Genomic DNA, 13,449 nt, shown 5'->3' with positions numbered 1-13,449 from the left:
GGCGGGGGACCCGCCCTTCGCCTCACTGGGCGAAGGACTGGTCGTACTTCCCCGCCAGGACCGCTTCGCGGAACACCTTGGGCTCCTGTCCGTCGATGGTAACTCCCATCGAGGTGCAGGTGCCTGCTACCTCCAACACTCTCATCTTGAGGTCCTTGCCCATGAGGGAGGACTCCTTCATCTGCGCGACCTTGATGGCCTGGGCGATGCTCAGGTTGCCGACCTTGGTGGCCTTGGGAGAGCCGGAGCCCTTCTCGATGCCCAGCTCCTTGCTTACCAGCGAGGAAGTGGGAGGGGTGCCGACCTTGATGTCGAAGTTCTTGGTCTTGGAATCGATGATGATCTTGACCGGGACCTTCATCCCGTCGAACACCTTGGTCTTGGCGTTTATCTCCTGAACTATCTTGGGTATGTTCACGCCCAGGGGGCCCAGGGCGGGACCCAGGGGCTGGCCGGGGGTGGCCTTGCCGCCTTCAACTAGCACTTCAACAGTATCTGCCATAAACTCACCTTTCTTTCTCGAGAACCCTTACGTGATCTCCTCTGACCGTTACCGGGATGGGAACCATCGCTTCGAACAGCTCCACGGTGATCTCCTCCTTGGCCTCGTCTATCTGCTGGACCCGGGCCTTCTCGCCCTTGAACGGTCCCGCCACGAGCTCGACCACGTCGCCTTCCATGATGCCCGACACGAGGGGCTTGGGGGCGAGGTAATGGTCTATCTCGGAGAAGTTCATCTCTCCCTCAACGAAACTGTGTGCCTTGCGGACGCCCTTCACCGCCTCCCTCAGCTTGTCGGTGTTCATGCCCTCGATGAGCACGTAGCCCCTGAGGTTGGTGGGGGCCAGGATGGCGGCGATGTCCGACTTCCCGGCCTTGGCGCGGCTGGCGATGCCGTCGGCGACGTCCTTCTCATGACCGATGGAGGTCTTGAGCGCGAGGATTGACTGCCTGGCCTCTGCCGAGAAGGCGAGGCGGTCGCACTCCGACGGCGCCTCCACCAGGCAGGCCTCCAGGCCTATGAGGATCTTGTCCTGGTAGGCCGCTCCGATGGGGGCGTGGGCCTCCAGCTTCAGCTCCTTGGCCTTGGAACCCTCCAGGTAGAACTCGAACTCGGGGGTGGACTGGGAGCTGTGATTGTCGAACAGCGAGCCCCCCGCGGCGTCGAAGAGGCGGATGCTCCACTCCGCGGCGTCGGCGGGCTGGAGGTCGAGGGAGACCTTCATCCTGACCTTCTTCTTGCTCGCCTCCTTCCCCTTCAGCTGAAAGCTCCAGCTGGTCATGCTGGACGCGGGGACCTTGGCCTCGGAGCCCTTTCCGATGAACGCAAGCATCGCGTTGCCTCCCGAGACCGTCGGGACAGCCTGTAAATCATCTTTCATTTGCATCAATCCTGAAATGTTTAGGTGAAGTATCCTGGAAGGTACGTCATCAGCCAATAGATGAGGAACCCCAGGCCGCCGATGGCCACCAGGCCCAGCGCGGTGATCTGGATGATCTTGACGTACTCCTCGGTGGAAGGGCGGCGCGCCATCTTGATGACGCGGCCGTACTTGCCCTTGCCGATCTTCTTTACCCGCTCCTCGATGTCCTTTTGGACTTCCCAGGACTTCTCAACAACGTCCATCTTCACACGCTCTCAGTAGGCGCTGCGTTCGTTAGGTTAGACCCATCTACTTAATAAAGTCGACGTCAACCGCCTTGGCGCTCCGGTCCTGCCTCGTGGGACCAATGATGTTCTTCGACTTGACGCCGGTGATCACGACCATCACCCTGACGGTGTCCTTGAGGCTGGGGTCCACCGCGGCGCCCCATATGATGCGGGCGTTGGGCGATATCCTGGACTGGATGATCTCCGCGACCTTCTCGGCCTCGGAGATGCTCATGTTGTCCCCGCCGGTGACGTTGACAAGGGCGCCGGTGGCGTCAGAGACGTCCACGTCGATCATGGGCGAGTTGATGGCCTCGTTGATGGCGTGCTCGACCCTGTCATCGTCGTCCCCCTCTCCCAGGCCGATCATGGCCACGCCGGCGCCCTTCATGATGGTCTTGAGGTCGTTGAAGTCGAGGTTCACCAGCCCGGGCTTGGTGATGAGCTCGGTAATGCCCTTGATGGCCCTGACCAGCACTTCGTCAGCGACCTTGAAGGCGGCGTTGAGCGCCAGCCTCGGGCAGATCTCCAGCAGCTTGTCGTTTGGTATGACGATGACGGTATCGGCGGTCTGGCGGAGCCTCTCCAGGCCCCACTCCGCGTTCTCCGAGCGAATGGCCCCTTCGGCCTTGAATGGATATGTGACAACAGCGATAGTGAGAGCGCCCATGTCCTTGGCGATCTTGGCGACGTAAGGAGCGGAGCCGGTCCCGGTGCCGCCGCCCATGCCCGCGGTGACGAACACGATGTCCGCGCCGGTAAGCATCTTCCTGAGGTCCTCCTCAGCTTCCCTGGCCGCTTCCTCGCCTACCTGGGGCAGGGCGCCGGCCCCCAACCCGCGGGTGGAGCGCCTTCCGAGAAGGATTTTGTGCGGCGACCTTATAGCCAGGAGGTGCTGGGCGTCGGTGTTGGCGGCGAAGATGTCCGCTCCCACGATGCCCACCTCGGACAGGCGATCGATGGTGTTGGTCCCGCCACCCCCGCAGCCAACGATCTTGATGTTGGTCTTCAGGCTTTCCAGTATCTTGACGAGCTCCTGGTCGGCGGAGGAGTACTCTTGGTAGGACTGGGAGGCGTTCCCACCCTGAGCACCAGCGCGGGATATAGCGTCGCTGAGGAATGACTTCATTATAAGCCCTCCTGGGCGAGCCTGACGTCTAGTGCTGAAGCGGTCGCCCGGGCAAGGGCTAACATACATTTGTACTTTAAAAAGTTTCGGTGCCGTATTTAATTTCAGTATGTGAGCCTGGGGGAAAGGGAAAAAGGGGGCCGAGAAGCCTCTCTCGGCCCGGAGTTGGTGCTGCCGTACGTCCAAGACTCACTTTATGAAGTCCACGTCGGTGTCCTTCAGCCGGGAAGGCCCGTCGTTGCCCCGGCCCAGGATCTGCTTGGACTTGACGCCGGTGATCACGACCATCACCCTGATCTTGTGGTCGATGGCGGGGTCCACCGCGGCGCCCCATATGATGCGGGCGCTGCCCGACACCTTCGTCTGCAGGATCTCCGCCACCTTCTGGGCCTCGGCGATGGTCATGTCGGCGCCGCCGACGACGTTGACCAGTACGCCGGAGGCGCTGGAGACGTCCACGTCCAGGAGCGGGGAGTTCAGGGCATCCTCGATGGCCTCGGTGGCGCGGTCGTCCGTTTGACCGTTGGATTCGCCCAGGCCGATCATGGCCACGCCGGCGCCCTTCATGATGGTCTTCACATCGTTGAAGTCAAGGTTCACCAGCCCGGGCTTGGTGATAAGCTCGGTGATGCCCTTGATGGCCCTCATGAGGACCTCGTCGGCCACCTTGAAGGCGGCGTTGATGGACAGGCGCGGAACAAGCTCCAGGAGCTTGTCGTTCGGTATGACGATGACGGTGTCCGCAGCGTTGCGGAGCCTCTCCAGGCCCCACTCTGCGTTCTCCATGCGCATCTTGCCCTCGCCCTTGAAGGGCAGGGTGGTGACGGCGATAGTGAGAGCGCCCATGTCCTTGGCGATCTTGGCGACGTAAGGAGCGGAGCCGGTCCCGGTGCCGCCGCCCATGCCCGCGGTGACGAACACGATGTGGGATTCCACCAGGCTCTTGCGGATATCGTCCTCGGCCTCCATGGCGGCCTCCTCCCCGACCTTGGGGAGAGCGCCGGCCCCCAACCCGCGGGTGGAGCGCCTTCCCATGAGTATCTTGTGAGGCGCCTGTATCGCCAGCAGATGCTGGGCATCGGTATTGGCCGCGTACAGCTCGGCACCGGTGATGCCTTCCTGGGCGATGCGGTTGATGGTGTTGGTCCCACCGCCCCCGCAGCCGATGATCTTGATGTTCGTCTTGAGCTTTTGCAGAAGTGCCAGCAGTTCCTCGTCAGCAGAGCTTACCTGCGCGACCGCTGGCCCTGCCGCCGCCACCGGAGATCCGAAGCCCGGACCGGCAGCGCTTTCTCTAGCCAGCGCTTCCTCGACCAAAGATTTCATAGTGCATCCCTTGGCCGCCAAATGGGGATTTTAACTATTAAATAATATCATCCCCTTTTTGACAAAGAAAGAAAATAATCGATGTGAGGGGATGCTTCATCATGACAGAAAGGGCCGAGGCCAGATTCTACGGGAAGGTGCAGGGTGTCTCGTTCAGGGCGTACACCCGGAGGTACGCCATCGCCGGCAGGGTCCACGGGTGGGTGCGCAACGAGGAGGACGGCTCGGTGTCGGCGGTGTTCGAGGGCGAGCGCGCGGACATCGAGCGCGTCATCCACCGCTTGTGCAGCGAGCATCCTTACGCGAAGGTCGACAAGTGTGACGTCAGGTGGAGCGCGGGGGCCGGGGAGTTCGACTCGTTCGCCATACGACGTTAGTCGATAGTGATGCCGTAAAGCCTCTCGGGGTTCTCCTTGTGAATCGCCCAGGCCTGATCCTCGGACATCTGTCCTGACGACAGGTATGCGTTGGTGCGCTTCGGCACGGTCTTGATGTCCATCACCGCCCCCGGGCGGGACGGCTCGTCCATGAAGTCCGTCTCCATCACGAAGCGGGTGCCCTTGGACAGCGCCTCGGTGACGGCGGGCTTGGAAGCCAGCACCGAAGGGAACAGGCCGTGGTTCTCCTCCTCCAGGACCAGCGGTGGGGAGTAGTGCTTGATCGCCCTGCCCCGGTCCAGGCCGGCCCGGTCGGCGATCCTGGCGAGGTCAAGCATGACCTCGGGGGTGCCGCTCTCGGTGTGAAGGACCACCGGGCACCCCGCTTCCTTGGCCAGCTGCATGCCGTAGAGCATGATGCCGTTGGACGCCTCCCATATCTCAGGGGGCACGGGGAAATGGGGCCGCCCGATCTCACCGATCGCTACGGCCTTGCGCTCCAGCACCAGCTTCTGCGCTCTTTCCATGCCCTCCCTCATGACCTCGACCGCCCGGGGCATGCCGAAACGCTCCGTCAGGCCGATGAGCAGCACCGGGTACGGACCCACCGCGGGGAAGACCTTCACGCCCGTTTCCGCGTTGGCCCGGTCGGCCAGGGACAGGGTGATATCATAGGAGCGGGAGAAGTCCTCGCCCGTGGATATGGCGACCTCGCGGTACGGCATATGGCACAGGATGGCGTGCGTCCCCCCGGCCTTGGAGAAGTCGAGGAGGGCCCCCACCCCCCTCCCGGAGGGCTGGAGGTGCATGTGGTTGTCGAAGATGGGTCTCATTCAGCGCAGCAGCCCGGCGGACTTGAGTTCTACGGTGATCTTGGTGACCGCGGCCTCCACGTCATGGGGCTTCCTGGCGCCGGTGCACACCAGCTTGCCGGAGCCGAACAGCAGGACCACCACTTTGGGCTCGTCCAGGCGATAGACCAACCCCGGGAACTGCTCCGGCTCATATTCCACCCTCTCCAGGCCAAGGGAGATGGCGATAGCGTTGAGGTTGATCTCCTGTCCCAGGTCCGAGGACGCCACTATGTTCTGGACCTCCACCTTGGGTTCGTCCCTGATCTTGATGCCCGCCTTCTCGATCTGCTTGGCGACCTTGTTGATGGCCACTTTGACGTTTTCCAGGCTCTTGGCCCCGGTGCATACCACCTTGCCGCTCCTGAACAGCAGCGTGGCGGTCTTGGGCTCCTTCAACCTGTATATAAGCCCCGGGAACTGCTCCGGCTCGTACTCTGCTCCCTCGAGGGCGAGGGCGATCGCCTGCAGGTCAAGCTCTTCACCAAGGGACGTGGAAGCGACAACGTTCTCTATCTTGATCTTGGCCACTACAAGTCACCGGGTCGAGGTATTTATATATCTTTATATAGTACTATGTGTTTGCAAATCCGCCGAGCCACACCTCTTCGGCGTGAAGATCGCCAGATTTTTATAAGTGGCTTTGAAAAATGCACCCCCTCGGAACGTCGGACAAATGGGGGCTCGAGGTCCTAGCGAGGGCGCGCATCGGGACCGGGGGCCTCGGAACCCTCCCAGACCCGAGAGCCACATTCAATGAGCGACCCGTCGGACGGGCCTCGCCCACATCGATTCAGCAATTCGGAATCCTTGGCGATAACGAATGGTCCGCGGCACGTGCTATCCGACCTTGCCCAGACTGCTGTCGGGCACAGTGTCAACAAAGCGTAGGAAGCCTACAAGCATTATATAGTGCCTAGTGTATTATGACATTTGTCTGACAAATTATCAAAATCCGTCGGACGCACCTCTGAAAGGGCCAGAACATGAGCGACACTGAAAGGATCACCATCAGGATACCGAGCGACAAGGTCGACGCACTTGAGTCACTGGTGAAGGACGGTAGCTTCCCCACCATCTCCGACGCGATACGCGCGGCCATCGACAGCTTCGTGGAGAGCCACTTCACTCCTGAGCACATCGAGAGGGTCACCGTGGAGCTGCCCAAGGGCAACGTGGTGGAGCTGGAATCCCTGGTGAAGGACGGTGACTCCGTTTCCATCGACGACGCCATCCGCAATGCGGTGCGCGAGTACACGCGGAAGAGGCTGACCCGGGCAGTGGAAGAGATGCACTAGTTCTTTTCATCGGATCTGGGACGATGGGGGAAGGGACGGTGGAGCACTATGACACAGAGGAGGAGCTGAGGCAAGAATGCGCCCAGCTGAAGATCCTGGTCATAGGGTGCGGCGGGGGAGGATGCAATAGCGTCAACCGCCTGATGAACATCGGCATCCGGGGAGTGGAAACGGTTGCCATCAACACCGACAAGAGCCACCTTCAGACCGTCAACGCCCACCGCCGCCTGCTCATCGGCAAGGACATGACCAGGGGGCTCGGCGCGGGGGGCCTGCCCGATGTGGGAGAGGCCTGCGCGGAGAACGCCCTGGACCCCCTCAACACCATACTGAGGGACGTGGACCTGACCTTCATCACCGCCGGCATGGGCGGAGGGACCGGGACCGGGGTGGCGCCGGTGGTCGCCAAACAGGCCAAGCGCCACGGCTCCCTGGTGATATCCATGGCCACCACCCCCTTTGAGTTCGAGAGGGGCGGGAGGATGGAGGCGGCCCTGAGGGGCATCAAGAAGCTGAACGAGAGCTCCGACATGATGCTCCTGCTGGACAACAACCGCCTCCTGGAGATGGTCAACAACCTGCCCATGGCCCAGGGCCTCACGGTGATGGACCAGCTCATCTCCGAGGTCATCAAGGGGCTGGTGGAGGCGATAACGGTGCCCTCGATGGTGAACCTGGACTTCGCGGACCTCCGCACCATCATGCGGCACAAGGGGGTGTCGACGATCCTGTACGGCGAGAGCACCGACCCCGACGGGGCGGTGAAGGACGCCCTCAGCAACCCACTGCTGGAGGTGGACTACGAGGGTGCCACCGGCGCCATGATCCACGTCACCGGGGGCAACAAGCTCACCGTCAAGAAGGTGTCGAGAGTGCTGGACGGCATGAGCGAGCAGCTCGACCCCGACGCCCAGGTCATATTCGGGGCCAGGGTCGATCCCGACTGCGGGGACCTCATCAAGGTCATGGCCGTCATCACCGGCATCAAGGAGGTGCCGCAGCGGCGGGGGCCGAGGACCAAGGACGAGAAGAAGCTGGACGAGACCCTGGAAGAGCTGGTGGGAGCGGCCGGCTGATCACTTGGGCAGGCGCTTCTTTCCCTCGATGATCTTGTAGGCGTCCCCGATCACGCCCATGATCGTATAGAACTCCCACTTCGTCGGGACGGCCCGACCCATCATCCGGCGGAACATGGTCTCGGTCTTGTCCCGGCGGTAGTCGGGGTAGTCGATCGCCACCAATAGATTGTGGAAGAACTCGAACAGCTTTTCCTTCTCTTCGATGGTCGCTACCGCGGGATGGTACGGCCTATCCCTCGTCAGGAACATCTCGTACAGCACGATGGACACCGCGTGGGAGAGGTTCAGGACCGCATAGTCGGGGTCGGAGGGGATGTGCACCAGCATGTCGCACCGCTCCAGCTGCTCCTGCGTCAGGCCCAGGTCCTCGGGGCCGAACACCACGGCGACGGTCCCTTCGTGGTCCTTGATCTTGGAGGCGAAAGCCCTCGGCGTCTCGGGTATGCGCACGAAGTGCCTCGGTCCGGCGGTCACTATTCCAGATGTCCCGACCACCAGATCGCAGCCCCTGACGGCCTCCTCGAAGCCCTGCACCACCAGGGCGTTCTCCAGCACGTACCCGGCATGCTTGGCTCTCTTGTACGCCTCCTCGGTGAGCTCGCAGGGATCGACCATGCGCAGCTCCTTGAACCCGAAGTTGGCCATGGCCCTGGCGACCGCTCCGACATTGCCGTCATGCATGGGCTCGACCAAGACGACTCTTACTGCTGGCATCGTTCCTCGCGGAAGCCTTAATAGATGATTTCTACTTAATCCTGACGTGGTCTGGCGCGCAGCGGTAAAGCTCGCCTACGACGGCAGGGCGTTCATGGGTTCCCAGCGCCAGCCCGGGGAGCGCACGGTCGAATCGGAAACTATCGGCGCCCTGGTGAAGATAGGGGCCATCGGGTCGGTGCAGGGGTCCCGCTTCAAGTTCGCCAGCCGCACCGACCGGGGGGTGAGCGCCCTGGGCAATGTGACCGCCTTCGACACCTCGTTCTCGAAGAAGGCGCTGCTGCGCGCGCTGAACTCCGCCGTCGAGGACGCCTATTTCTACGCCGTGGCCGAGGTGCCGGAGAACTTCACCCCCCGTCGGGCCAAGGGGCGGTGGTACCGCTACCTGCTGCCGTATGGAGAGCAGGACCTCGAGGCCATGAGGCGGTGCGCCGAGCTGTTCGAGGGGAAGCACGACCTCAAGCGCTTCTGCAAGCCGGACGGCCGCTCCACCGTAAAGATCATGGAGAGCATCGAGGTCTTTGAGGTGGGCGACCTCATCGTGATCGACCTGCGCTCCCGCGAGTTCCTGAGGAACCAGGTGCGCAGGATGGTGGCGGCCATGGACGCGGTGGCGCGGGGGAAAGCGCCCCCCGAGGACGTCAAAGCCGCCCTGGACGGCAAGGACCTGTCCTTTGGCCTCGCCCCGGCGGAAGGGCTCACTCTCATGGACATAGAGTACGGGTTCGAGATGGTCCCGGAATGCCCGCCCACCATGCTCCGGCGGGCGGAGAGGTACCGGCAGGACGCCTTCTCCCGCCTGGCCTTCATCGACTCCCTGCTCTCCCGGTGCCCAGGCAGGTGATCCTCAAGGACATGTCCTGCTCCAGATGGTCCGGGACGCCCGTTCCTACGCTCCGACAGCGGCGGAAAAAAGGAGCGCCGCCGCGGAGGGGCAGGGGCCCCGAGAAAAATCGTATCCAGATGTTTCACCCCTTATTCCCCATATTAAAAACTAACTGTAGCATGCTCAACAACCCCTTTAATACGGCAAAGAGAATCTGTTAATCCCCAATGGAAGGAGAAGGTCCACGCGGGAACTATACCTACGCCGGGGTCCCCACCCCGGCCATCAGGGCATAACTATTTTCTGCGTCATCGCCCTGCATCAATCGTGATAGCCTCCATCACCGGCACGCCGGGAACGGGAAAAAGCAGCGCCGGGAAAATATTGGCATCGCGCGGCCACCGCATCATCGAGCTCGGTGATTTCGTCAAGGAGAAGGGGCTCTACGACTCCTATGACGAGGAGCGGGGGAGCTATAATGTCGACCCCGAGGTGCTGGACGCGGCGCTGCGGAAGTGCCTGGCAGGCGACCCGGTCCTCCTGATCGGGCACCTGTCCCACCTGGTGACCACGGACCTCATCGTGGTCCTGCGCTGCCGCCCCTCGGTCCTGGCCAGGCGCCTGGAGTCCCGCGGATGGGGCCCCGAGAAGGTGCGGGAGAACGTGGAGGCGGAGGCCTTGGACGTCATATTGGTGGAATCGGTGGAATCATCCTCCGATGTCGCCGAGATCGACACCACCGAACTGACCCCAGAGGAGGTCGCTGACGCCGTCGAGCGGGTGCTGGCAGGAGAAAAGGAGAAGTACGGGGTGGGGAATGTGGACTGGAGCGGGGAGGTGTTGGATTGGTTCTAGATTCCAAGCGCCAGAGCGTGGAGTTCATCATCGAGCCGGTGGCCAAGGCCCTGTCGAGGTTCCATCCCAACACGGTGTCCTGGCTCGCTTTCGTCCTGTCGATAGTGGCCGGCGTGCTCATATTCATCAGCCCGGAATGGTGGCAGGTGCTGCTGCCCCTGGCCTCGATCGCGGTGCTGGCGAGCGGCTTCTTCGACGCCCTGGACGGGAAGGTCGCCCGCCTCACCGGGAAGGCGTCCCGCCGCGGCGACCTGCTGGACCACGTCCTGGACCGCTACGCCGACATAATCATGATCGGCGCGGTGGCGGTGAGCGCGTGGTGCAGCCCCTACATCGGCATAGTGGCCATCATCGGCGTGCTGCTCACCAGCTACATGGGCACTCAGGCCCAGGCCATCGGCGCGGGGAGGCTCTACTCCGGCCTGCTGGGGAGAGCGGACCGCGTGGTCCTGCTGATCGCGGCGCCCCTGCTGCAGATGCTGTTCTTCGCCTTCACCTCCGACGGGTGGCTGGCCATCGGGCCGATAAGCCTCTCCGCCTTCGAGCTGGTGATGCTGTGGTTCGCGGTGGTCGGCAATATCACTGCGGTGCAGCGGGCTCTGAAGATCTGGAAGATGGTGCCGCCTTAGGCCCCTTTTTGGGGGCGGGCTTCCGCGGGTTGTTCTTTATCCTATAATAGTTGAGCGGATGCTTGATGGGATACCTGGAGTTGCACAGATTGTCCGGGTTGAAGCAGATGCCGTAGCTCTTCATGGTCGAACATTCCGGGGGCGTGTACTCCGTCCCGGAGGTCTCCCCGGTGATGTGGTCCACCTGGTACTTGGTCTTGGAGACGTCGAAGTCCGGCGAGGTGGCGAACAGGGCCAGGATGTCATCGGACGACAGCCCGATGCTGTGCAGGAAGGCCACCAGGGAAAAGCGTCCGGAATGGGGCATGTTCTCCCCCGCCTGGGACATCCCGATGAGGTGCTTCATGCACGGCGGGAAGTTCTCTACGCTCACCTTCCCGAAGTCGTTGGCCTTGAACTGGTCGCGCTTGACGGCGGTGCGGTCCTTGAGCTCCCGCAGGTCCTCGCCCAGCGCCTTCACGATGGTGTCGTTCACCGGGAGCGGGAGCTCGGCCTCGATGCGGTCCTGGAGGGCCTGCTGGAGCACCCTGGCGAACTTCGTCTGGGTCAGGGTCACGCGGCCGTTCTTGACCTCGGTGTTGACCAGCTTCCACTCCTTGCTGCGCATGCGGGAGGTGAACCGCAGATAATCGGAGAAGTGCATGCGGAGGTCGTCGCCGTCGGTCGAGGACCTCACCCCGAGCTGGTAGGCCACATCCTCCACGATCTCCAGCTCCTCCTTCTCCAGCCTCTCGCACATCGCCACCCCCTCCGCCAGGGCGTACCTCCTGACGAGGAAGCGGTCCCCCACGCAGGAGACGAACATGCGGGCCATGGGATACGAGAGCACCTCCTCCAGGCGCTCCACCGGGCTGCCCATGGGACGCAGGTGAATGACCCCGTCCTCCAGAGCGTCGATGACCCTGAGCTTGCCCCTGGTGCGGGCGGGGCGGTAGACGTCGTGGGCGAGCAGCTCCTCCAGCGTCACTCCCTGATCCTTGAGGTACTCTGCCGCATCCTTCAGAAAAGGGTACTTGGCGAAGTGCAGGGAGTCCATCGCTTGAGTCAGGGCTTGCGCGGATAAAAAAGTTCCACCGCCGGCATCGCCCGGGTCAGTCGAACGAGACAAGGTCCTTCAGGCCCGCCGCCACCTTGGGGTCGTCCAGCGCCTTGGCCAGGTCGTCCATGCTTCGCAGGGGCCTCTTGCGGAACAGCCGCACCGCCCTCTTCCTTCCCACTCCGGGCAAAGCCTCCAGCGCCTTCAGCGGGCAGGAATTGATCCTCAGGGGATGCTCGATGGCGGTGATGCTGCGATAGCCCCACCCGACGACGGCAACGTCGACGAACTTTCCGAGTTCGACTGGGTAGGGAATGCCGATGAGCAGAGGGTAGGAGCCGATCTGCCGCCCGAAGGTTGTGCCGCCGTCCCGCAGCTCGGTGTACACTCCCCGCAGCGCCCGGCCCTCGGGCACAAGGCGCGATAGCATGGGGCGGTCGATCTCCTCCCTAACCCTCTCCTTGAACTTGACGAACTGAGCGTGGGAGATGGGCGAGGAGAACTCCCGGCGGATCGGGATGACCTGCCGGATGTTCAGGCGGCGCAGCAGGTACCCCCGGTCCAGCACCTCCTTCAGGAAGGCGTGGTCGATCTCCAGGGTCTGCGGGGTCTCGCCGTCCAGTCCGATGATGAGGTTGAGCCCGGGCAGCAGCCGGGGCAGGCCGTTCTCCCCGACCTCCCCACCCTCCTCGTTGATGATCCGTATGGCATCCATCACCTGCTCCGCCGTGGAGTTGAGGTTGTTCGCTTCCACCACCATGGGGTCCGCGCTCTCCATCCCCAGCGCGAGCACGTTCCCGGGGGTGCAGTGCCGGACCAGGGAGCGCAGCACCTCCCTGCCCTCGTCCGGATACGCAGCGATGACCGCGGGATTGGCATTGTCCACGTGCAGCACATCCACGCCGAGATCGGCGATGCCGGAGAATAGCCTCTCCACCGCGGCAGGGTTCGGCCTCGGAGGATCGCCAGTGCTCAGGTCAGCCTTGTACGAGATGATGCAGGTCTGCGCTCCCAGGCGGAAGTTCCTCACCCCCAGCTCGTGCAGCTTCCTGCACTCGTCGATGATGTCCTCCTCGTCCCGGAACGACGGTGCCCCCTTCAGCGGCTCGACGCAGAAGGAGCATCCCCCGGAGGAGTGGCGGACGCAGCCCCGGTAGGTCTCGATCTCGGCGATCAGGGGCTGCGGGAAGTCGGGATGGTCCCTGACGATGTCGGCGCCCGCCAGCAGCCACCGGTTCCATTCCTCCACGCTCCTCCAGCGACCCGACGGCTCCTTCCCCGTCAGCAGGTCGTACACCATCGCCGCGGGGTCCCTTGATGCAAGGTGGTGGAACATGCCGCCGTCCCTGAACCGCGGTTCTAGAACCGCCGGGCCCGCCAGGACCCTCATCCCGGGGAGCTGGGCGGCCATCCGTTCGACCTCCTTACCGGATGCGGGCATGGCCCGCAGGTACTTCCCGGGAACGGCCGCCCCGGCCATGAGGACGCTCAGGTCCGCCCGGGGGAACGCCTCTCCCTTCCTGAAGCGGTCTACGGTGGAGTAAATGGCCTCGGCCCCCGCATCGACGGCCGCTCCCGCGATGGCCCGGACCTGCGGTGAGATGTACGGAGGAACGCCCAGGCACGCCGGTTCATCGATGTACCCATCCACCACCAGCACTTTCATCATATCACCCGC

16 protein-coding genes are annotated in these 13,449 nt (G+C 63.0%); 6 read left to right on the top strand and 10 right to left on the bottom strand.

Features of this window, described 5'->3' with window-relative positions:
• Positions 1-22 precede the first annotated feature (22 nt).
• The 5 genes from WYS_RS11445 to ftsZ (WYS_RS11425) form a co-directional block, all read right to left on the bottom strand.
• Positions 23-502 (bottom strand): 50S ribosomal protein L11, encoded by a 480-nt coding sequence (locus WYS_RS11445; protein ID WP_026069059.1) that lies wholly within the window; start codon positions 500-502, stop codon positions 23-25.
• A gap of 4 nt (positions 503-506) precedes the next feature.
• Positions 507-1,334 carry a transcription elongation factor Spt5 gene (locus WYS_RS11440; protein WP_019178310.1) on the bottom strand — a complete coding sequence of 276 codons (828 nt, stop codon included), beginning with the start codon at positions 1,332-1,334 and terminating at the stop codon, positions 507-509.
• 68 nt (positions 1,335-1,402) lie between these two features.
• On the bottom strand, positions 1,403-1,627 hold the full coding sequence (locus WYS_RS11435; RefSeq protein WP_026069057.1) for a protein translocase SEC61 complex subunit gamma: 225 nt from the start codon (positions 1,625-1,627) through the stop codon (positions 1,403-1,405).
• 46 nt (positions 1,628-1,673) lie between these two features.
• A complete protein-coding gene (gene ftsZ / locus WYS_RS11430) occupies positions 1,674-2,780 on the bottom strand; it encodes a cell division protein FtsZ (protein WP_019178308.1) in 1,107 nt (368 codons plus the stop codon).
• Between the two features lie 189 nt (positions 2,781-2,969).
• Positions 2,970-4,106, bottom strand: a complete 1,137-nt coding sequence (ftsZ, locus tag WYS_RS11425; RefSeq protein WP_019178307.1) for a cell division protein FtsZ — start codon at positions 4,104-4,106, stop codon at positions 2,970-2,972.
• A 101-nt stretch (positions 4,107-4,207) separates the two neighbouring features.
• On the opposite strand from ftsZ (WYS_RS11425), the gene WYS_RS11420 reads away from it, so the two are divergent.
• Complete coding sequence (locus WYS_RS11420) at positions 4,208-4,483, top strand: acylphosphatase (protein WP_026069056.1); 276 nt, start codon at positions 4,208-4,210, stop codon at positions 4,481-4,483.
• Here the strand turns inward: WYS_RS11420 and WYS_RS11415 are convergent.
• Both WYS_RS11415 and WYS_RS11410 read right to left on the bottom strand, forming a co-directional pair.
• A complete protein-coding gene (locus WYS_RS11415; RefSeq protein ID WP_019178305.1) occupies positions 4,480-5,316 on the bottom strand; it encodes a TatD family hydrolase in 837 nt (278 codons plus the stop codon). The two genes, WYS_RS11420 and WYS_RS11415, sit on opposite strands and share 4 nt — an antisense overlap.
• Positions 5,317-5,865 (bottom strand): TATA-box-binding protein, encoded by a 549-nt coding sequence (locus tag WYS_RS11410; RefSeq protein WP_019178304.1) that lies wholly within the window; start codon positions 5,863-5,865, stop codon positions 5,317-5,319.
• 455 nt (positions 5,866-6,320) lie between these two features.
• Between WYS_RS11410 and WYS_RS11405 the strand changes: the two genes are divergently transcribed.
• Together WYS_RS11405 and ftsZ (WYS_RS11400) are read left to right on the top strand one after the other, a co-directional pair.
• Positions 6,321-6,632: a ribbon-helix-helix protein, CopG family gene (locus WYS_RS11405; protein WP_019178303.1), complete on the top strand. Its 312-nt coding sequence runs from the start codon at positions 6,321-6,323 to the stop codon at positions 6,630-6,632.
• Positions 6,633-6,655: 23 nt separating this feature from the next.
• On the top strand, positions 6,656-7,708 hold the full coding sequence (gene ftsZ / locus WYS_RS11400) for a cell division protein FtsZ (protein ID WP_019178302.1): 1,053 nt from the start codon (positions 6,656-6,658) through the stop codon (positions 7,706-7,708).
• Here the strand turns inward: ftsZ (WYS_RS11400) and WYS_RS11395 are convergent, their stop codons facing one another.
• Positions 7,709-8,425 carry an RNA methyltransferase gene (locus WYS_RS11395; protein WP_026069055.1) on the bottom strand — a complete coding sequence of 239 codons (717 nt, stop codon included), beginning with the start codon at positions 8,423-8,425 and terminating at the stop codon, positions 7,709-7,711.
• A 46-nt stretch (positions 8,426-8,471) separates the two neighbouring features.
• On the opposite strand from WYS_RS11395, the gene truA reads away from it, so the two are divergent.
• From truA to WYS_RS11380, 3 genes are all read left to right on the top strand, one after another.
• Positions 8,472-9,269, top strand: a complete 798-nt coding sequence (truA, locus tag WYS_RS15245) for a tRNA pseudouridine(38-40) synthase TruA (protein WP_019178300.1) — start codon at positions 8,472-8,474, stop codon at positions 9,267-9,269.
• Positions 9,270-9,578: 309 nt separating this feature from the next.
• Positions 9,579-10,106, top strand: a complete 528-nt coding sequence (locus WYS_RS11385) for an adenylate kinase family protein (RefSeq protein WP_019178299.1) — start codon at positions 9,579-9,581, stop codon at positions 10,104-10,106.
• Positions 10,097-10,735, top strand: coding sequence for a CDP-alcohol phosphatidyltransferase family protein (locus WYS_RS11380; protein WP_049796353.1), 639 nt, complete (start codon positions 10,097-10,099; stop codon positions 10,733-10,735). Before WYS_RS11385 ends, WYS_RS11380 begins: the two co-directional genes overlap by 10 nt.
• Here WYS_RS11380 and WYS_RS15240 read toward each other — a convergent pair.
• Both WYS_RS15240 and WYS_RS11370 read right to left on the bottom strand, forming a co-directional pair.
• Positions 10,686-11,771, bottom strand: a complete 1,086-nt coding sequence (locus tag WYS_RS15240) for a DNA primase large subunit PriL (protein ID WP_019178297.1) — start codon at positions 11,769-11,771, stop codon at positions 10,686-10,688. The two genes, WYS_RS11380 and WYS_RS15240, sit on opposite strands and share 50 nt — an antisense overlap.
• Positions 11,772-11,826: 55 nt before the next feature.
• Positions 11,827-13,440 carry a radical SAM protein gene (locus WYS_RS11370; RefSeq protein WP_201798817.1) on the bottom strand — a complete coding sequence of 538 codons (1,614 nt, stop codon included), beginning with the start codon at positions 13,438-13,440 and terminating at the stop codon, positions 11,827-11,829.
• Positions 13,441-13,449 lie beyond the last annotated feature (9 nt).

It is taken from the genome of Methanomassiliicoccus luminyensis B10 (assembly GCF_000308215.1).
Taxonomy (GTDB): Archaea; Thermoplasmatota; Thermoplasmata; order Methanomassiliicoccales; family Methanomassiliicoccaceae; genus Methanomassiliicoccus; species Methanomassiliicoccus luminyensis.
The sequence above is the reverse complement of the archived record's forward strand: the minus strand, read 5'-3'. Positions and strand labels throughout refer to the sequence as shown.

Excerpts from the sequence above, each read along its gene's own strand:
- WYS_RS11445 (WP_026069059.1), bottom strand. The coding sequence starts at position 502 with ATGGCAGATACTGTTGAAGTGCTAGTTGAAGGCGGCAAGGCCACCCCC.
- WYS_RS11440 (WP_019178310.1), bottom strand. The coding sequence starts at position 1,334 with ATGCTTGCGTTCATCGGAAAGGGCTCCGAGGCCAAGGTCCCCGCGTCC.
- WYS_RS11435 (WP_026069057.1), bottom strand. The coding sequence starts at position 1,627 with ATGGACGTTGTTGAGAAGTCCTGGGAAGTCCAAAAGGACATCGAGGAG.
- ftsZ (WP_019178308.1), bottom strand. The coding sequence starts at position 2,780 with ATGAAGTCATTCCTCAGCGACGCTATATCCCGCGCTGGTGCTCAGGGT.
- ftsZ (WP_019178307.1), bottom strand. The coding sequence starts at position 4,106 with ATGAAATCTTTGGTCGAGGAAGCGCTGGCTAGAGAAAGCGCTGCCGGT.
- WYS_RS11420 (WP_026069056.1), top strand. The coding sequence starts at position 4,208 with ATGACAGAAAGGGCCGAGGCCAGATTCTACGGGAAGGTGCAGGGTGTC.
- WYS_RS11415 (WP_019178305.1), bottom strand. The coding sequence starts at position 5,316 with ATGAGACCCATCTTCGACAACCACATGCACCTCCAGCCCTCCGGGAGG.
- WYS_RS11405 (WP_019178303.1), top strand. The coding sequence starts at position 6,321 with ATGAGCGACACTGAAAGGATCACCATCAGGATACCGAGCGACAAGGTC.
- ftsZ (WP_019178302.1), top strand. The coding sequence starts at position 6,656 with ATGGGGGAAGGGACGGTGGAGCACTATGACACAGAGGAGGAGCTGAGG.
- WYS_RS11395 (WP_026069055.1), bottom strand. The coding sequence starts at position 8,425 with ATGCCAGCAGTAAGAGTCGTCTTGGTCGAGCCCATGCATGACGGCAAT.
- WYS_RS15240 (WP_019178297.1), bottom strand. The coding sequence starts at position 11,771 with ATGGACTCCCTGCACTTCGCCAAGTACCCTTTTCTGAAGGATGCGGCA.
- WYS_RS11370 (WP_201798817.1), bottom strand. The coding sequence starts at position 13,440 with ATGATGAAAGTGCTGGTGGTGGATGGGTACATCGATGAACCGGCGTGC.